Here is an 18,036-nt window from a genome sequence, read left to right as displayed (position 1 = left end):
ACTAACTTCCTCCTTTACCTTCTCATTTACAGCGGCTACCTCTGTCAGTCGGTAGCCGAATGGGCTTCCTCAAAAGGAGGTCCAGCCCAGTAAACAGCCACCTACACGAAAATGGCACTGTCAATGTTAGTAAATACGTTGTCCTTCATGCTGCCATCGTCTACGGCGGTAATAATTTTCCGATTTACGATGCTCACGACGTAGGCCACATTATCCATCATAACGAGAGACTCTCTGGCGCCTTTGGCGGCTGCTTTTTGCACAGCGGATTCCAAACGCTCCATCTGTTGTCGCTCTAGCGTAATGCCCCGCTCCTGCAAGCGATTGACGGCATGCTGGCTAAAACTGAGTGGTTCCGTCTTGGTTGCAGCGCCAATCGATTCCGTCAAATACTGCTGAAATAACACGTTGTTTCCCGGAGCGGTTTGGGTAGTAGCTTTTGCGGCGTGATTCGTTTTCGGAGGAAAATAGGGTTGCCCCACACGAAAATGGTTCATGGCGCTTCCTCCTTATAGCCAATCCTAGACGATGTCGTCAATGCCGCGAGCCGTGTCCCGCAATCGATTCCATAGCACTTCTGATGATTCATTGCTGTCTACCAGGGCATCGAGAGCAAATTCTTGCTCGTCTTTATCTTGCTGTTGTCGATTCTCTTGTTGCTGTCGTGCTTGTTCACGCTGCTGTTGGAAGTTAAAAGCGGTATCCTGCTGCTGGTTTACCTCCAAGCGATCCACCTGTAAGCCTTGTTGTGTCAAAGCAGCTCGAAGCTGTGGAAGCTGATTGTCCAGCATATCCTTTCCAGCCTGTGTTTCAGCATGGAACTGTGCTGTAATCACGCCATTTTGGGAAGTAATCGTTACATCTACTTGACCCAAAGATTGTGGATTCAGAATCAGCTTTGCCTCATGTACGCCATTATGTTGGGTCAACTGCATCTTGGACACGAAAAGCTGTGTGACTTGCTGTGTCAGTTGGTTGGCGTTTACATGGTGTGTTGGAACAGACTGTTGTTGAAAGGTCTGTACAGATTGTGTCTGTGTATTAGATGAAGCAATAATTGGTGTCTGACCATTACCATTCAACATTCCGTCTTCTGGATTGCCCTCTTGATTCAAAAGGCCGCTTTGAAGGGTTGACTGTACTGTCTGGGACTGAATCCCTGCTTCTAGCTTGTAAGCCGAGAGACCTTGATTCAACCGCAGTGGAGATATTGTCTTAAACGTATCCTGTTGGGTGGTGTTCATGTTTGTCATTACATCGGATCGCAAGTTCAGTCCACTTCGTTTTGACTCCTCAGCATTTCCTTTTTGATTCTTCAGGGATTCGAGAAGAGCTGCCAGCTTGTCCATTTCGTTTGGAGTTGCTTCCCCTTTTTTCAGGTTAGCTAGAATCTGCTTTAGATCCTCACTCACTTGACCAGCATTTCCTTGCGCTTTGCCCAAGAGTTGTTCCATTGCAGTTGCAAATTTTTCTTGAGCGTCAGACGGTAATTCGTCTTGCGTAGTTTGACCAGTGCCAAGCAGTTGGGCAAATAATGCCATGAGATCAGCTAATGCTGGCATGTCCTCTTCGCTTAAATCCTCTGGAGCCACCGTCGTATCTTCTGGGTTCTGATCCAACACCTGCATCAATTGCATAGAAAACATTTGACCTAAACCCGTTCCTTCCGCATTTGCTACAGGTGTAGCGGTAACAGATCCTGCTGATCCTACTGCGGGGGTCAAATTGGCTACATTCATCTCGTTCACCTCCTCTTTTTGATTTGTTGCTTATAGGAACGAAAACAGATGATTATTTCCATCTATTTTCGAAGCAACTCTGTCGTGATGCGAGCCGCCAGATTATCTGGTTCTTTCTGTTTCTTGTCATCATTGGCTATCGCTGAGAGAGTTTGTGCCCGTTTATCCGCAGGCAAATCTTTCATTAAGGCAATGGCTTGACCACTGTTGGTAACCATGAGGGAACGAATGATAGCAGCAGCATCCGCAGGTGGCAATTGAGTGAATGTTTTCATTAGATCCTCTTTCGATTCAGACCCATCACGCGTATCACTTAACGCCTTTGTCAGAACATCAACACGTTGTTGCAGAGCTGCGATGTCATCATCTTTGTTCACTACTGAATCTTTTAACAAGATGGAAATATCAGCAGCTTTCTTCGGTTCCATCTTGGCCAAAATGTCAGCCTGTTGTGCAGGCTTCATTTTTGTCATGACGGCAACTGACTCTTGCAATTTTAGATTTCCGATGATGGCCGCTGCATTCTTTGCAGACATGGTTGTGTACACTTTCGCTAAATCCGCAAACTGCTTTTGACGTTCTTCCTCAGTAGCACGCTTGTCTTCCATTGCCTTGTTTACATCATCGAGTTGCTTTTCCAGCGCCGCAATGGTGGCATCTTTCTTTGCTGACTCTTCTTTTAAAGCGGTAATCTGCTGCTGGTTTTTTGCTTGATCTTGCTGTAGGGTTGCCACTTGTTTGTCCATGTTAGGTTGTTCTTCTGAGCCGGGAGTTGCTGCATAGTCGTCCGGGACTAATTTTTCCACGTACGGTATGGAGTTAGCCCAGTGGAGAACAGTCCCTAACACGTTTACTCCGAGCAAGCTCAGGAGCACACCGCCAAGGAGGCTGGCAAACAGTGCAGGAATGACAATCATATAAAAGAACCATTCCCACCTGCCGTATTCCCGTTCTTCTTGGATTTCTTCCATTTGGAACCTCCCTCAGTAGCTTCGGCGAAGATAGAGCTGCGTACCGATCTCATCCAACTCTTTTTGCTCTCTTTGCTTCTGGTCGTCCAGAAATTGGTGGAGCGACTTTTCCCGAAGGCGTTGCCATAGTTGGGACTCTTTCATACGTTCCGTCAATCGTGACTGACAGCGTTCCACATCCTGTTCGCAACCATGCAAGGTACGTTGCTGATTTTGAATGGATCTCGCAACAGATTGCTGATATTGCGTAATGGAAATGAGCTGCGCAGCACTGCATGTCTGCATCTGTACTTCCTGGAGCCTCATCGTCATCTCGTCATGATGCTCGGTTAGTTGAGAAAGCTTCCACTCTTCTTCGTTTTTACGCTGGATCGACTTTCCGAAAGCCCACTCTGCTTGTTCTTTTTCTTTTTCCTTTAAATCAAGAACCTTTTGGAGATGAAACTGAAACACACGCACATTAGTTCACTCCTCCGAAATGAGCTGTCAATGCTTGGATAGCGCCCTGCAAAGTAGACGGTTCATGCGTTCCTTGTGCCGTAAAACCAGAAATGATATCACGATAGCGGATGGCTGCATCGATTTCCCGATTGCTGCCCGGCTTATACGCCCCAATATTTATGAGGTCCTCCGCTTCACGAAACGTAGCCAAATGTTTTTTCAACTGACGAGCAGCATCCAAATGGTTACTATCGACGATTTCATTCATGACACGACTCACACTCGCCATCACATCAATGGCAGGAAAGTGACCTTTGTGAGCGATTTTCCGGTCAAGAACAATGTGACCGTCCAAAATCCCCCGCGCTGCATCCGCAATCGGATCGTTCATGTCGTCAGAATCAACTAATACGGTATAAAAGGCCGTAATACTTCCCTTATCCGCTGTTCCTGCGCGCTCCATCAGCTTTGGCAGCATCGCAAACACCGATGGCGTATAACCACGCGTAGCCGGCGGTTCACCGATCGCCAAGCCTACCTCACGTTGTGCCATGGCAAAGCGCGTAACAGAATCCATCATGAGCATGACATTCATTCCTCGATCGCGGAAATATTCCGCTATGGAAGTCGCAATCATCGCGCCCTTGATTCGAATCATGGCAGGTTGATCGGAAGTAGCTACGACAACGACAGACCGCTTTAGTCCTTCTTCCCCAAGATCCCGCTCGATAAACTCCATGACTTCACGGCCGCGTTCTCCAATGAGACCAATCACATTGATATCTGCCGTAGTATTTCGAGCAATCATTCCCATCAATGTACTTTTTCCTACCCCTGATCCAGCGAAGATGCCGACCCGCTGACCTTTCCCGATGGTAAGAAGACCGTCTATCGCTCTCACTCCCACACTCAATGGTTCTTGAATGCGCGGTCGGAGGATAGGATTTGGCGGCATATTGTTGGTAGGATAGGACGTCAGCCCAAATGGCAGTGAGCCTTGATAGGGTCGCCCCAATCCATCGAGGATCGAACCCAATATTTCAGGTCCAACTTTTACATCTAGCGAACGTCCTGTCGCGACCACATCACAACCTGGACCAATTTCGGTCAATTCGCCTAATGGCATTAGCAGCACTTTGTTTTCTCGAAAGCCAACCACTTCAGCGATGATCGGTTCCTTTGTGTTAGCCGGATATAGATGGCATATCTCGCCTAATTTCACTTCTGGCCCTTGCGACTCGATAGTGAGCCCAACAACCTGTGTCACTTTGCCATTCACGCGCATCGGATCTAATCCATGCAGCATGTGCTTGTACTTCGAGAGATCTAGGATGCTCATGGAGCCTCACTTCCTCTAGCAATCGTAAGCAACGCCTGCTTAATCTCCTCCATTTGTGTATCGATGCGAGCATCGACACTCCCCAAAGCTGTACGGATGACACATCCATCATCTTGTACGGTATAGTCAGGATAAATGGATAGCTCTGCTTGTCCATCTAACAATTCAAGAAAACCAGCACGATGCTCGAGCACATAATCGAAGTACTTATGGTTGACGCACACTGTAATCTCGCCATGAACACGGGAGCGACGGAGTGCTTTTTTGGTCATTTCCAGGACCTGCTCGGGATGCTGTTGCACTTCCTGTCCAATGATTTTTTTCGCAATTTCTATGCTGAGTTCCACTACAAAAGGCTCCGCCTCAGCGATAATTTGTTTTTTCTCGGCAAATGCTTGTTCCAAAATGGTTTTTGCTTGGACGAGTGAAGCTGTTTGCTCCTCGTATGCCTCACGTTTACCCGCTTCGAAACCTGCTTCTTGCCCTTCCGTCATAGCCTGCTCTTGCACTTGTTGAAACAGTTGCGCAGCTTCCTGACGTTTTTGTTCCCACCATTCTTCCATCTGAGCAAGCGTCTCTTGTCTTAGTTGCTCTGCTTGCTCCGCAGCTTGCTGCAAGATGTTTTGCGCGGTTTCTTCTGCATCTGAGATGATCGCTTTCGCCTCAATCTCAGCTTGATTAAAAATTTCTTGATTTTCTTGCAACCTTTCGGCAACTTCTTCCGTCTTAAGTGGTACAGGCGTTACCGCGAGGAGAAAAGATTCCTCAGAAGGCCGATAATTGGCGCTTTTGATGATCCTAGACAATGATATCATCTCCTCCACCGCGGGCGATGATGATCTCACCAGCCTCCTCTAAGCGACGGATAATTGCAACGATGCGAGATTGTGCCTCTTCGACGTCGCGAAGGCGAACTGGGCCCATAAACTCCATTTCTTCTTTGAAGGTATCCGCCATCCGTTTGGACATGTTCCGGAAAATAACTTCCCGAACTTCTTCGCTGGATACTTTGAGAGAAAGTTGCAGATCGGCATTTTCCACATCGCGGATAACGCGCTGAATCGAACGGTTGTCGAGTGTAGCAATATCTTCGAAGACGAACATACGCTTCTTGATTTCTTCTGCCAGCTCTGGATCTTGAATTTCGAGGGAATCCAGAATCGTGCGTTCGGTTCCACGATCGACACCATTGAGTACAGCCACGATCGCTTCGATCCCGCCTGCCTGTGTGTAATCTTGGGTAACAGTGGCAGAGAGCTTTTGCTCCAATACTTGTTCTACTTGAGCGATTACTTCCGGTGAAGTACTATCCATAGTCGCAATTCTTTTCGCAACCTCCGCTTGACGTTCTTGCGGAAGAGCCGACAGGATCATAGCTGCTTGTTGAGCCTCCAGATAAGAAAGCACCAAGGCAATCGTCTGTGGATGCTCATTTTGGATAAAGTTGAGGATTTGACCTGGGTCAGCTTTTCGAGCAAAGTCAAACGGTCGAACTTGAAGGTTTGCCGTCAAGCGATTAATAATGTCCATTGCTTTGGTCTCACCCAAAGCTTTTTGCAAGATTTCTTTGGCGTAAGTAATCCCGCCTTGTGCAATTACCTCTTTGGCAACCGCAATCTGGTGAAATTCAGATAAAATTTTATCTTTTTCATCCGTATCCACTTTTCGCACATTGGCGATTTCTAATGTCAGTTGCTCGATCTCATCCTCACGCAAATGCTTGAACACCTGGGCAGAAACTTCCGGCCCGAGTGAGATGAGGAGGATAGCTGCTTTTTGTCGTCCTGACAACTCTTTAGCGCCGCGAGCCATACCATTCACTCCTTAATCTTCTGCTAACCATGTACGAAGCAGAACAACAAACTCATCTGGTTTGCTTCGCGCCAATTTTTCAAGTTGCTTTCTGACCACTACCTGGTCTCCGTCTTCTTGGTAAATCAAGTCTGGTATTTCGCCCGCGTTTAACGGTGTCAGCAAATCTGGCAATTCCTCTTCTTCTTGTTGCTGCTTCGCTTGACTGCGTCTGCGATAAACGAGGAAGGCAACAGCGGCAAGTGCCAAGACTGCAATACCACCGACTGTCCAAAGAACAGCAGGACTTAGCGCACTGGAATCCTCAATCTCAGCTTTTCCTGAGAACTGACGAGGGAGTACAGAAATATGCTTGTCCAACTCAGTATCCGATAAATCAGTAACCTGATCACTTAAAGTGACACGAACAACATTGCGCAACACTTGTTTAATGCTCTCGAGTGTAGCAGCATCCAACGTTCCACCAGCTGGCGGTTCTACGCCAACGTTGATTGTGATGTCTTCGATCTTGTAAGGACTTGATGTAACATTTCGCGTGATGCGATTTACTTCACGGTTAATCGTATCATTCAACTCTTCGTATTGACTGTTACTTCCTTGTGGGCTACTTCCTTGGTAATTCGGAACTGCATTGTTATTAGTCCCTGCAATTCCCCCTGGAGGTTGACCTTGTCCAGAGAAGGCTTTTGATAATTTTTGAGAAGAAATGATAAGTCCTTCGTTATTCTCTTTGTCGGGTGCCTCAACGATGTTTTCTACGCGGTTTTCTTTGTCAAAGTTCATTTTGAGGAACGTATGGACGATGACTTTATCGCGTCCCATGATTGTACCCAACAAGTTGTACAGGTTCTGTTGAATTTTCTTTTCAACATCTGCTTTGATTGTTTCCTGTTGTTTAAAGCTACTCAATGTTCCTTCGCTTTCATTACCTTCGGAACGTTCCAGTGGATTGGAATACTGGTCTGTAATCGCGATCGCTTCCATCGGCAATTTCGGAACGCTTCGGGAAACAAGCAGATAAAGTGAGTTAATTTGTTTTTGATCAAGCGTTGTTCCAGGTTCAACATCCACGATAACAGAAGCCGTCGCTGTAGCCGGAGTCTCCGTTACCCAAACGCTTTCCTGCGGCAACGTAATCATTACTTGTGCGGAGCGTACACCTTTTACACGTTCCAGCATCTTGCGTAGCTCTTGCTGCAATGCCTCTTTCTTCATGACATCAAATTGACGATCCGTCACTCCAAGGGTGCTGGAGAAAATTTCTGCATTTATTCCTGCTTGACTCGGAATACCTTGTGCAGCCAAATCGACAATGACATCCTGTGCCATTTTTTCTGGAACCTCGATACTTGTACCATTCCCCGTGATCTGGTATGGGATTTGTGAAGCTTCCAGCTCTTGCTTGATCGTCCCGATTTCTTGTTCACTCAATTTTTGATTGTAAAGTGGTTTGTACACCGGCTGAGAAGCGATGTATATGTATAGGCCTAGAGAGATCAAGAGGAAAAGCGAAATACCGAGAATCATCCATTTTTGTTTCTTGGAAAATTGGTTCCATTTTGACGTAATCCGGTCTTTGTATACTGCTAAACGTTCGTTCATGTTTCACCTCTCAAAGGATACCAACAACGATCAAATCGACATGCGCATGATTTCTTGATAAGACTCAATCATCTTGTTCCTGACCTGCATAGTCATTTGTAGCATCACGGTAGCTTTTTGACCTGCAACAGTCAATTGGTGCACGTCGGTAATTTCTCCCGCTGCAAACTTGTCGGCAAGATTCGACGATTCTACTTGCGCCTGATTCACTTTATCCATGGCATCCGATAGAAACGATGAGAATTCTTGGGAAACTTCAGCTGGGGTTGGCTTGTTCACGCTCGGTGTACGAATTGGCGTTAGTTGGGAGATTGCACTCATTTCCATTCCTTACTGTCACCCGCTTTACTTAATTTCCAATGCTTTTAGCATCATCGCTTTGGAAGCGTTCAGTGCTGTCACATTGGCTTCGTATGATCTTGATGCGGAGATCATGTCCACCATTTCTTTCATCGGGTCGACATTCGGCATCAAGAGATATCCGTCTTGATCTGCATCTGGATGAGATGGATCATATACTCGTTTAAACGGAGTATTGTCTTCTTGAATTGCTGTGACCTTCACACCTTGTCCACCCTGACTTCCTGAGACGATCCCAACGGCTGCTTGCAGGAAGTTATCAAATGTTCCATTTGTTTGAGGTGACAACTCCACCATTTTCCTGCGATATGGCTGCCAGGCCCCATCTACGAAGTTTGCTCGAGTGGTTTCCGCATTCGCAATATTGGAAGAAATCGTATCCAATCGCAAGCGGTTAGCTGTTAAGGCAGAAGCACTTGTGTTAATTCCTTGAAACAAGCTCATTCTTATTTACCTCCACCTTCAATTACACTGCGTAATTTTTGGAAATGCCCTGCAGTCAACTGCGTTAATCCACTGTACCAAATTTGGTTTTTAGCCAGTTCTGATGTTTCTGTTTCTAAATCCACGTTGTTTCCATTGTTCTGCACGAAGTAATTCGGATTGGACACAACTTGTGGTGCTGCAACGCCTGCATTTCCAAAGGGAAGGTGTCTTTGATTGGTCCGATACGCTTCTAACTTGCCATTTCCCGCTCGTGAGTTCAACTCATCTTGCAAAAAGCTCTCGAAGATGACTTGCTGACTTTTGAATTGAGGGGTGTCTATGTTGGCAAGGTTGTTTGCGATCGTTCTATGTCGCAATGTTGCAGCGTCGAGTGATCTCTCCAGGACCTGCAGATGGTAACTATCCAGCATTTTTCCTTCTCCCCCAATATGAGTCAATTCTTTTCCCTAAAACCACCTATATTTCCTGTATTTTCGACACCCTAATACGATTCAATCATAGCAAAATCATTTTGGACAAAAAAGCCCCTTTTCATGACGTTTTTCAAAATGATTCAATGGGACTAAATCCCTTATACTTCCTGTTTTTTTACTGCATTTTACAAGGAAACCATATTCAAACCATTGCAATTGTCGAAGCATGCATTAAAAATCAATATATATTTTATGGTAATAATGTGTCGTTTTTTACTTTCACTAGGACTATAGTCCCATGAGAAAAGGTGCAGCAACCTGAGTTGCTACACCTTTTGTTTACTTTCTTGTAACTTTTGGCAAGGTATATTACGAGGTTTTGAGCTTCTCCAGCTCAGGCAACAGCTTTTCATTCAGCACCTTAATGAAGGTACCTTTCATTCCCAACGAACGGGATTCGATAACACCCGCACTCTCTAGCTTACGCAGTGCGTTTACAATGACGGAGCGGGTAATTCCTACGCGATCCGCGATTTTAGAGGCAACAAGTAAGCCTTCTTTGCCTTCGAGCTCTTCAAAAATATGTTCAACTGCTTCCAACTCGCTATAAGAGAGGGAACCAATCGCCATTTGTACAACTGCTTTGCTACGCGCTTCTTCTTCGATTGCTTCAGAACGCTCACGCAAGATTTCCATGCCTACTACGGTTGCCCCTACTTCTGCAAGAATCAGGTCGTCATCGACAAATTGATCGTTAATACGACCCAAAATCAGCGTACCGAGACGATCCCCTCCACCCATGATTGGAACAAGCGTCGTCCAACCTGTGCGGAATACTTCTTTCATCTCAACAGGGAAAATTGTGTATGGGCTATCTACATCCAGGTTCGCAGATGTTTCATCTACTTTCAGTAACCCCATGCTGTACTCTTCTGGAAAGCGGCGCTCTTCCAGCATTTTGCGCATACGGCTGTTATCCATCTCTTGGTGAATCGCAAAGCCGAGAAGTTTTCCTTTGCGGCTTACAACATAAGTATTTGCTTCAATAACGTCACTCAAAACTTGGGACATTTCATTGAAGTTCACGGCATGACCCGCGGATTTTTGCAACATGCGGTTAATTCTTCTTGTTTTTGACAGTAGATCCATCTGTATTTCCTCCTAATTATATGTGCTGCCTATCCAATGTTTATAAAATATATTGACTCAAGTCTTTGTTCCCCGCGATTGTTCCTAATTTCTGTTTAACATAATCGGGGGTAATCTGTACAACTTCCAGGTGGATTTCTGGGGCTTCAAAAGAGAGATCCTCCAGCAGCTTCTCCAATATAGTGTGCAATCGTCTAGCACCGATGTTATCTGTGCTCTGATTGACCTCAGCAGCGAGACGAGCGAGTTCCTGAATGGCTTCCGGTGTAAATTCAACTTGCACACCTTCCGTTTCCAAGAGGGCTACGTACTGCTTAAGCAACGCGTTTTTAGGCTCCGTCAAAATTCGGACAAAATCTTCAACACGCAAGCTAGTCAGCTCCACCCGAATCGGAAAACGACCTTGCAATTCCGGAATCAAATCTGATGGTTTTGCCATGTGAAAAGCACCAGCTGCAATAAACAGAACATAATCTGTTTTGACTGGACCATACTTGGTCATGACAGTTGAGCCTTCCACAATGGGTAAAATATCACGCTGGACTCCTTCACGAGATACGTCCGGGCCACGCCCATCCTTACCCGCAATCTTGTCAATTTCGTCAATGAAGATAATCCCGTGTTGTTCAGCTCGACGAATTGACTCCTGCGTAACTTCGTCCATATCCACCAGTTTTTGCGCTTCCTGCTGAATTAATACCTTTCGCGCATCTTTTATTCGCAATTTTCGTTTCTTCATCCGCTTAGGCATCAGGCTACCGAGCATATCTTGCATTTGCATCCCCATTTGTTCTGTACCCGGAACCTGGAACATGTCAAACATCGAAGGTGATTGATCTTCGACTTCAATCTCAATCATTTGCTCTTCTAACTGGCCATTCGTCAATTGCCACATGACTTGTCTGCGTTGCTGCTCAATCGATACGTCTTCTTGATCAGTGGTATCCTGTTGCTGTTGCTGCTGTCCACCGAAGAACATCTCCAACGGATTTTTGAATGAGTTCGACTGCTTGCGAGATGGAACGAGTACGTTCACAATGGCTTCATTCGCAAGCTTTTCGGCTTTCTCTTTCTCCGACTCTACTTTTTCCTGTTTGACCGTACGGATAGAAGCTTCCACCAGATCACGGACCATCGATTCCACATCTCGTCCTACATAACCGACTTCCGTAAACTTCGTTGCTTCTACCTTAATAAAAGGAGCACCTGTCAGTTTTGCAATCCGACGTGCAATTTCCGTTTTTCCAACACCAGTAGGTCCGATCATCAAGATGTTTTTTGGAACAACCTCGTCAATCATTTGCTCTGGCAAACGACTGCGACGGTAGCGGTTGCGAAGCGCAACAGCAATGGCTTTCTTGGCTTGTGCCTGCCCGACAATGTATTTATCCAAATGCTCTACGATCGTACGCGGGGTTAATTGCTCAAGATTCAGCACAGTAGGTTCCTCCCTTTCGCTCAATTCAACTCATCCACAACAAGATTGTTATTTGTGAACACGCAAATTTCAGCAGCGGTACGAAGCGATGCTTCCGCAATTTCACGTGCGCCGAGATGAGGCGCATATGTTTTCAATGCACGACCTGCTGCAAGGGCAAAGCTACCGCCAGAACCAATTGCAAGAATCCCATCATCAGGCTCAATGATTTCGCCATTTCCGGAAATAAGCAGCAAATGCTCCTTATTGGCAACAATCATCATAGCTTCCAAACGACGCAAAATTTTATCCATGCGCCACTCTTTCGCCAGCTCTACAGCAGCTCGCTGCAGATTGCCGTGATACTCCTCCAGCTTTCCTTCAAACTTCTCAAAAAGCGTAATGGCATCAGCAACAGAGCCGGCGAATCCTGCTAAAACTTCGCCGCGATATAGACGTCTTACTTTTTTGGCACCGTGCTTCATTACCATGCTGTTGCCAAAAGTAACCTGACCATCTCCGGCCATCGCTACAGACCCATTGTGCTGTACAGCAAATATGGTTGTTGCGTGAAACTGTTCCATCACTGATTCCTCCCGTTATGTCGTCCGATTGGCGGAACCTGTATTGCCCGGGTTTGCTCGTGGGTGAGCGGTGTCATATACATGCCGAAGTCGCTCTTTGGTCACATGCGTGTACACCTGTGTCGTCGAAACATTAACGTGCCCCAGTAATTCTTGCACGGTACGCAGATCCGCGCCGCCATTCAACATATGGGTCGCAAACGTATGACGAAAGGTATGAGGTGAAACCCGCAATTGAAGAGCGTACGTTTCTACGTATTTGTCTACAATCCGCCGAACACTACGGTCGGATAACGGTTCTCCCCGATAGTTAACCAGCAAATTGCCGTGTTCTACTTTTCCAGCCAACAGTTTTTCTCTTCCATGTTCTAGGTATTGCCGAAGAACGTCGCAGGCATAACTTCCAACCGGCACATATCGTTCTTTCGCTCCTTTTCCATAAACCAAGGCGACTCCCATGCTCGGATTCACATCACTCACAGATAAAGTGGTGAGCTCCGTAACGCGCATGCCGCTTGCATACAACAGTTCAAAAATCAGCCGATCACGAATTCCTAACGGAGTGGTTGTATCAGGCAGATCGAAAAAAGCTTGAACTTCTTGCGGATATAAAAAGGAAGGAAGTTTCTTCTCCATTTTGGGAGTGGAGACTAGTTGAAATGGGTTCTGTTCCAGTTGACCTTCACGCAACAGAAATCGGTACAAGCTACGCAAACTAGATAGCTTGCGGGCAATACTTCGCCGGGAAAGCCCCCTACCAGCCAATTGCGCGAGAAAGGAGCGACCATGCAAATAAGAAACAGCAGCAAATACGGTGATTTGGTGCTGTTCCATAAAGGAGACAAATTCGCTGATATCTGCCACATACTGCTTCACCGTATGAGGAGAGGCGTTTTTTTCAACTCGCAAATAGCGGGTAAACATCTCAATATCCGCAGAATTTTGTTGCGAAAAGTCCATACGGGATGCACCCTCCTCGAAGCACCTATATAGTAACACAGACGAAAATCGGATATCAATGTTAATTGTGTCGTTCTTGTGTAAAATTCTGAATTGTATCTAGCGCCCGCTCAGCGAGCTTTTCATTTTTCAAACGCTTGTCTCGGATTCTTTCTGGCCATTCCGGTACAAGCCCGAAGTTTGCGTTCATCGGTTGGAAATGCTTTGGATCTGCCGTTGTAATATAACGAGCCATACTGCCCATAATTGTTTCTGGCGGAAGCTCGATCAATTCTTCCCCTTTTGCGAGTCGTGCTGCATTTATCCCAGCAAGCAAGCCAGATGCTGCTGACTCTACATATCCTTCGACACCAGTCATTTGACCAGCAAAGAAAAGTGTTTCCCGATCTTTATACTGATACGTGGGCTTCAACAGCTTTGGCGAATTGATAAAGGTGTTTCGGTGCATGACACCATAACGAACGATTTCACAGTTTTCCAACCCAGGAATGAGTGAAAAGACTCTTTTTTGATCTGGCCATTTCAGATGGGTCTGGAAGCCTACGATGTTATACAACGTCGCAGCACTATTGTCCTGGCGGAGTTGAACAACTGCATAAGACTTTTTACCTGTACGCGGATCAACCAGACCCACAGGCTTCATGGGACCAAATGTCATGGTTTTGTGCCCACGCTTTGCCAATACTTCAATCGGCATGCAGCCTTCGAAGAAGATCTCCTTTTCAAACTCCTTCAATGGAACAGTTTCCGCAGAAATCAACGCATCATAGAAGCGATTGAACTCCTCTTCTGTCATCGGGCAGTTCAGGTAGGCTGCTTCACCTTTATCATATCTGGAAGCAACGAATACCTTGTTCATATCGATTGAGTCTTTCTCGATAATGGGTGCTGCTGCATCGTAAAAGTACAGATACTCTTCACCCGTCAGCTCTTTTAACTTTGTAGACAAAGCTGGAGAAGTTAGTGGCCCGGTCGCAATTACGACAATCCCATCAGGAATTTCGGTAATCTCTTCCGAAACGACCTCAACTAAAGGATGATTACGAACGGCATCTGTAACATGAGCCGCGAATTCGTGTCTGTCTACGGCAAGCGCGCCTCCAGCTGGAACCGCGCAACGATCTGCCGATTCGATAATGACAGAGTTCAGTCGACGCATTTCTTCCTTTAATACACCCACTGCATTCGTCAACGTATTAGCACGCAATGAATTACTGCATACCAACTCTGCAAATTTATCGGTATGATGTGCAGGCGTTTGTGTCTTCGGTCTCATTTCATACAGCTTTACTTTTACACCCGCCTGCGCGATTTGCCATGCTGCCTCACTACCAGCGAGACCAGCGCCCACTACTGTAATTGTTGGTTGTGACATGCTGTTAATCCTCCAAACTACAAAATCGAATCAGGCTGCTTAAGAGTCTGCCTCTTCTTGATAATCACACTTGGTGCAAACTATGCTAACTCCTTGCTTCTTGCGCTTTTTCTCCACGAGCATGCTGGAGCATTTTGGACAAGGTCTGGCAATCGGTTTGTCCCACGATACAAAATCGCATTCCGGATATTGATTGCAACCGTAAAAAATACGGCTCTTTTTAGATTTACGTTCGATAATCTCTCCGGTTTCACACTGCGGACATTTTACGCCGATTTCTTTTACAATTGGCTTCGTATTACGGCAATCTGGGAATCCGGAACAAGCTAAAAACTTGCCAAATCGACCAAGCTTATAAACCATCACACGGCCACAAAGCTCACATGTTTCATCCGATTCTTCGACTTTCAGCTCTACTTCCTTCATTTCTTCTTCTGCAACAACTACGCGCTTCGCAAAGTCTTGATAAAAATCGTCCAGCACCTGCACCCAATTGGTGGTTCCTGCTTCGATGTTATCCAAGCCCGATTCCATATGCGCAGTGAATTCTACGTTAAGAATCTCCGGGAAGAACTCCTCGACAAGCGTGATCACAATCTCGCCCAACTCGGTTGGGACAAATCGCTTCTCCTCTAATGCCACGTAGCCCCGCTTTTGAATGGTTTCTAATGTAGGCGCATAGGTAGATGGACGTCCAATCCCCATCTCTTCCATCGATTTAAGCATGCGTGCTTCGGAGAATCGCGGTGGTGGCTGTGTAAAGTGCTGACTCGGCTCGATTTCTTTTTGATCGAGGATTTGTCCTTCTTCAATGGGCGGAAGGAAGCCTTCTTCCTCCGTGCCATCATCGTTTCCTTCAATATATACCTTCATAAATCCTGGGAACTTCACTTTTGATCCCGTTGCTCTGAAGGTAACTCCACCTGCGTCAATATCTACGCTCATCGTATCAAGAACAGCAGATGACATTTGACTGGCAAGGAAACGCTCCCAGATTAATCGATACAAACGCAACTGATCTCTCGACAAGTATTCCTTGATTTCATCCGGTGTACGCATCACACCAGTTGGACGAATCGCTTCGTGAGCATCTTGAGCATTTTCGTTTTTCGCCTGATTGCGTGGCTCAGTTAACACATAGTCTGGACCGTATTTCTCAAGTATGTAATCTCTTGCTTCGTTTTGTGCAGTTACAGATAGGCGGGTAGAGTCCGTACGCATATAGGTAATCAAACCAACTGCGCCTTCTTTATTGCCAACGTCGATCCCCTCATAGAGCTCTTGAGCAATTCGCATGGTCTTAGAAGTGCGGAAGTTCAGCTTACGCGCTGCCTCTTGTTGTAAAGAACTCGTGATAAAAGGAGGTGCAGGATTGCGCTTGCGCTCACGCTTGGTTACCTTTTGTACTACATATGGTTTGTTCTTCATTCGTTTCAATACCGCTGCTACATCATCTTCCGAATGAAGCTCCACCTTTTCATCGCCATAACCATAGAACTTCGCGTTAATTTCTTTTCCATCACTAATTAATGTACTTGCAATTGTCCAATACTCTTCCGGGATAAACTCTTGGATCTCCCGCTCACGATCCATGATAAGCTTTACCGCAACTGATTGAACACGTCCAGCACTCAAGCCTTTTCGAACCTTTTTCCATAGAATTGGACTAATATTGTAGCCAACGAGTCTGTCGAGAATACGACGTGCCTGTTGAGCATTTACCAAGTCCATGTTTATGTGTCGTGGATGCTTGAACGCTTCTTTAATGGCGTCTTTGGTAATCTCATTAAATACCACACGAAGCGGTTGATTCAAATCGAGACCCAAGTATTGCGCCAAATGCCAAGCAATTGCCTCCCCTTCGCGATCCGGGTCGGCTGCGAGATACACTTTTTTTACTTTTTTAGCGGCATCTTTTAAGCCCTTCAATACATCGCCTTTGCCGCGAATGGTTATGTATTTGGGTTCAAAATTATGTGTAACGTCTACACCCATTTGACTTTTCGGCAAATCGCGTACATGCCCGATAGACGCTTTCACGATATATTTACTACCCAGGTATTTTCCAATGGTCTTGGCCTTCGTAGGGGATTCTACGATTACTAGCGTATCAGCCATTTTTTTCCTCCCCTTTTAGTAAGGAATCTTCCCTATTATTAAATACCCTCATCCGGTTTGTCAAACACTTGTGCCTCTAGGCGTTGCCAAAAAGCTAGCGGATATGCTATCTCCGCGCAAAATAACCGCCAGGAAGTGCCACAATAGCTCCTTTTGCTTCCAAACGAATGACCAGCTGATGTAGCATCTTGCGTTGGTCTTTTTCCAGGCTACTCATTAACTCATCCAAATGAATTCCTTCATAGGTTACAGCTTCCACAATCGCTTTTTCTTCATTAGATAAGGGAATAACATCGGTTGCATTGCTTTTTTTGACCTGCTGCATCTGCTTGGCTTCTGGAAGATGATGTTTGATTTCATCCCATATATCGTTACTGCACGTTACTAGCTTTGCACCTTGTTTGATCAAGTTATGCGGCCCGGCACTCATCAATGAAAAAATAGGACCAGGAATCGCAAAAACTTCTTTGCCCTGCTCAAGTGCACAGTCTGCCGTAATCAAGGATCCGCTTTTTTCTGCTGCTTCCACCACTAATACACCGATAGAAAGACCACTTATGATACGATTTCGCTCTGGAAACAATCCAGAAATAGGTGGAATATGAGGAGGATACTCACTGAGTAGTAGGCCAAAAGATTCAATCTCGTGATAAAGCTCTCGATGCCGAGAAGGATAAACGTGATTCATTCCGCAACCGAGTACGCCTATAGTCTTACCACCTGCTTTCAAGGTTGCTTGGTGAGCCTCCGCATCAATTCCATACGCTACCCCTGAGACAATGACAAGACCTGCTTGTACCAGTTCTCGGACAAAAAAGCTACAGCTCGCTCTTCCATATGGTGTCGGTTTGCGCGAACCAACGACGCCAATCGACAATTTATCCAATAATGTGTGGTCGCCACGATAAAACAACGTCCAGGGAGAATCGGGGATATTGCGGAGCGAAGCAGGATAAGCATCGTCAAAAGGACATAAGAAGCGCGTTGCCTCTTCTTCACGCTTTTCCAATAGTGCCGTAGCAGAAGCTTCATTGCTTTGCTTGTCAACCTGCCCAGTGATCAAGGAAGTCAATCTGAGCTCACGTGCCAGTTCATGCCAGTTCTCGATGGCAATCTGAAAAGAACCTGTGATTTCAAAGATTTCTCGGATTTTCTTTCTTCCCAAACCTGAGACCATCGTTAACACATATACCCAGTCTCTCTCGTCGAGCTTCGCCTTTTCCACTCCAAAATCCTCCTTTATCCCGATCACAATTGTCACAGCGGACAACTTCTGAAATTTATTCTATCGAAAGAAAGAGGCAGCTTC

Annotated in this window: 18 protein-coding genes; all 18 read right to left on the bottom strand. The window is 45.9% G+C overall.

Annotation, left to right across the window (positions count from 1 at the left end; translation table 11 throughout):
• Positions 1-101: 101 nt before the first annotated feature.
• Positions 102-497, bottom strand: a complete 396-nt coding sequence (locus tag HPY31_RS10000; protein ID WP_172140502.1) for a TIGR02530 family flagellar biosynthesis protein — start codon at positions 495-497, stop codon at positions 102-104.
• A 24-nt stretch (positions 498-521) separates the two neighbouring features.
• On the bottom strand, positions 522-1,739 hold the full coding sequence (locus HPY31_RS09995) for a flagellar hook-length control protein FliK (protein WP_172140500.1): 1,218 nt from the start codon (positions 1,737-1,739) through the stop codon (positions 522-524).
• A 62-nt stretch (positions 1,740-1,801) separates the two neighbouring features.
• A complete protein-coding gene (locus HPY31_RS09990; protein ID WP_172140498.1) occupies positions 1,802-2,710 on the bottom strand; it encodes a MotE family protein in 909 nt (302 codons plus the stop codon).
• A 12-nt stretch (positions 2,711-2,722) separates the two neighbouring features.
• Entirely contained in the window at positions 2,723-3,169 is a 447-nt protein-coding gene (gene fliJ / locus HPY31_RS09985) for a flagellar export protein FliJ (RefSeq protein WP_016743321.1), read from the bottom strand.
• A 1-nt stretch (position 3,170) separates the two neighbouring features.
• A complete protein-coding gene (gene fliI / locus HPY31_RS09980) occupies positions 3,171-4,490 on the bottom strand; it encodes a flagellar protein export ATPase FliI (RefSeq protein ID WP_016743320.1) in 1,320 nt (439 codons plus the stop codon).
• Positions 4,487-5,305 (bottom strand): FliH/SctL family protein, encoded by an 819-nt coding sequence (locus tag HPY31_RS09975; RefSeq protein ID WP_172140496.1) that lies wholly within the window; start codon positions 5,303-5,305, stop codon positions 4,487-4,489. Before HPY31_RS09975 ends, fliI begins: the two co-directional genes overlap by 4 nt.
• Entirely contained in the window at positions 5,289-6,302 is a 1,014-nt protein-coding gene (gene fliG / locus HPY31_RS09970) for a flagellar motor switch protein FliG (RefSeq protein ID WP_007719331.1), read from the bottom strand. Before fliG ends, HPY31_RS09975 begins: the two co-directional genes overlap by 17 nt.
• A gap of 12 nt (positions 6,303-6,314) precedes the next feature.
• Positions 6,315-7,904 (bottom strand): flagellar basal-body MS-ring/collar protein FliF, encoded by a 1,590-nt coding sequence (fliF, locus tag HPY31_RS09965; RefSeq protein ID WP_172140494.1) that lies wholly within the window; start codon positions 7,902-7,904, stop codon positions 6,315-6,317.
• 30 nt (positions 7,905-7,934) lie between these two features.
• Positions 7,935-8,231 (bottom strand): flagellar hook-basal body complex protein FliE, encoded by a 297-nt coding sequence (fliE, locus tag HPY31_RS09960; RefSeq protein ID WP_172140492.1) that lies wholly within the window; start codon positions 8,229-8,231, stop codon positions 7,935-7,937.
• 18 nt (positions 8,232-8,249) lie between these two features.
• A complete protein-coding gene (gene flgC / locus HPY31_RS09955) occupies positions 8,250-8,708 on the bottom strand; it encodes a flagellar basal body rod protein FlgC (RefSeq protein ID WP_172140490.1) in 459 nt (152 codons plus the stop codon).
• Positions 8,709-8,710: 2 nt separating this feature from the next.
• Positions 8,711-9,121 carry a flagellar basal body rod protein FlgB gene (gene flgB, locus HPY31_RS09950; RefSeq protein WP_172140488.1) on the bottom strand — a complete coding sequence of 137 codons (411 nt, stop codon included), beginning with the start codon at positions 9,119-9,121 and terminating at the stop codon, positions 8,711-8,713.
• Positions 9,122-9,493: 372 nt separating this feature from the next.
• A complete protein-coding gene (codY, locus tag HPY31_RS09945; RefSeq protein WP_016743316.1) occupies positions 9,494-10,273 on the bottom strand; it encodes a GTP-sensing pleiotropic transcriptional regulator CodY in 780 nt (259 codons plus the stop codon).
• Positions 10,274-10,313: 40 nt separating this feature from the next.
• Positions 10,314-11,711, bottom strand: a complete 1,398-nt coding sequence (gene hslU / locus HPY31_RS09940) for an ATP-dependent protease ATPase subunit HslU (protein ID WP_371811699.1) — start codon at positions 11,709-11,711, stop codon at positions 10,314-10,316.
• A 20-nt stretch (positions 11,712-11,731) separates the two neighbouring features.
• Positions 11,732-12,274 carry an ATP-dependent protease subunit HslV gene (gene hslV / locus HPY31_RS09935; RefSeq protein ID WP_015891764.1) on the bottom strand — a complete coding sequence of 181 codons (543 nt, stop codon included), beginning with the start codon at positions 12,272-12,274 and terminating at the stop codon, positions 11,732-11,734.
• Positions 12,275-12,289: 15 nt separating this feature from the next.
• Positions 12,290-13,234, bottom strand: coding sequence for a tyrosine recombinase XerC (gene xerC / locus HPY31_RS09930; RefSeq protein ID WP_172140486.1), 945 nt, complete (start codon positions 13,232-13,234; stop codon positions 12,290-12,292).
• 61 nt (positions 13,235-13,295) lie between these two features.
• Positions 13,296-14,609: an FADH(2)-oxidizing methylenetetrahydrofolate--tRNA-(uracil(54)-C(5))-methyltransferase TrmFO gene (gene trmFO, locus HPY31_RS09925; protein ID WP_172140484.1), complete on the bottom strand. Its 1,314-nt coding sequence runs from the start codon at positions 14,607-14,609 to the stop codon at positions 13,296-13,298.
• Between the two features lie 39 nt (positions 14,610-14,648).
• Positions 14,649-16,727, bottom strand: coding sequence for a type I DNA topoisomerase (gene topA / locus HPY31_RS09920; protein ID WP_172140482.1), 2,079 nt, complete (start codon positions 16,725-16,727; stop codon positions 14,649-14,651).
• A gap of 106 nt (positions 16,728-16,833) precedes the next feature.
• Positions 16,834-17,952 carry a DNA-processing protein DprA gene (gene dprA, locus HPY31_RS09915; RefSeq protein WP_172140480.1) on the bottom strand — a complete coding sequence of 373 codons (1,119 nt, stop codon included), beginning with the start codon at positions 17,950-17,952 and terminating at the stop codon, positions 16,834-16,836.
• Between the last annotated feature and the right edge of the window lie 84 nt (positions 17,953-18,036).

Origin of the sequence: Brevibacillus sp. HB1.3 (genome assembly GCF_013186635.1) — a bacterium.
GTDB classification, from domain to species: Bacteria; Bacillota; Bacilli; order Brevibacillales; family Brevibacillaceae; genus Brevibacillus; species Brevibacillus brevis_D.
Note: the sequence above shows the minus strand (reverse complement) of the source record. Positions and strands in the feature narration are given on the sequence as shown.

What these genes read in the sequence shown, in the direction of transcription:
- HPY31_RS10000 (WP_172140502.1), bottom strand. Translation starts at nt 497, where the DNA reads ATGAACCATTTTCGTGTGGGGCAACCCTATTTTCCTCCGAAAACGAAT.
- HPY31_RS09975 (WP_172140496.1), bottom strand. Translation starts at nt 5,305, where the DNA reads ATGATATCATTGTCTAGGATCATCAAAAGCGCCAATTATCGGCCTTCT.
- fliF (WP_172140494.1), bottom strand. Translation starts at nt 7,904, where the DNA reads ATGAACGAACGTTTAGCAGTATACAAAGACCGGATTACGTCAAAATGG.
- fliE (WP_172140492.1), bottom strand. Translation starts at nt 8,231, where the DNA reads ATGGAAATGAGTGCAATCTCCCAACTAACGCCAATTCGTACACCGAGC.
- hslV (WP_015891764.1), bottom strand. Translation starts at nt 12,274, where the DNA reads ATGGAACAGTTTCACGCAACAACCATATTTGCTGTACAGCACAATGGG.
- fliG (WP_007719331.1), bottom strand. Translation starts at nt 6,302, where the DNA reads ATGGCTCGCGGCGCTAAAGAGTTGTCAGGACGACAAAAAGCAGCTATC.
- flgB (WP_172140488.1), bottom strand. Translation starts at nt 9,121, where the DNA reads ATGCTGGATAGTTACCATCTGCAGGTCCTGGAGAGATCACTCGACGCT.
- flgC (WP_172140490.1), bottom strand. Translation starts at nt 8,708, where the DNA reads ATGAGCTTGTTTCAAGGAATTAACACAAGTGCTTCTGCCTTAACAGCT.
- xerC (WP_172140486.1), bottom strand. Translation starts at nt 13,234, where the DNA reads ATGGACTTTTCGCAACAAAATTCTGCGGATATTGAGATGTTTACCCGC.
- codY (WP_016743316.1), bottom strand. Translation starts at nt 10,273, where the DNA reads ATGGATCTACTGTCAAAAACAAGAAGAATTAACCGCATGTTGCAAAAA.
- HPY31_RS09995 (WP_172140500.1), bottom strand. Translation starts at nt 1,739, where the DNA reads ATGAATGTAGCCAATTTGACCCCCGCAGTAGGATCAGCAGGATCTGTT.
- trmFO (WP_172140484.1), bottom strand. Translation starts at nt 14,609, where the DNA reads ATGTCACAACCAACAATTACAGTAGTGGGCGCTGGTCTCGCTGGTAGT.
- topA (WP_172140482.1), bottom strand. Translation starts at nt 16,727, where the DNA reads ATGGCTGATACGCTAGTAATCGTAGAATCCCCTACGAAGGCCAAGACC.
- fliI (WP_016743320.1), bottom strand. Translation starts at nt 4,490, where the DNA reads ATGAGCATCCTAGATCTCTCGAAGTACAAGCACATGCTGCATGGATTA.
- HPY31_RS09990 (WP_172140498.1), bottom strand. Translation starts at nt 2,710, where the DNA reads ATGGAAGAAATCCAAGAAGAACGGGAATACGGCAGGTGGGAATGGTTC.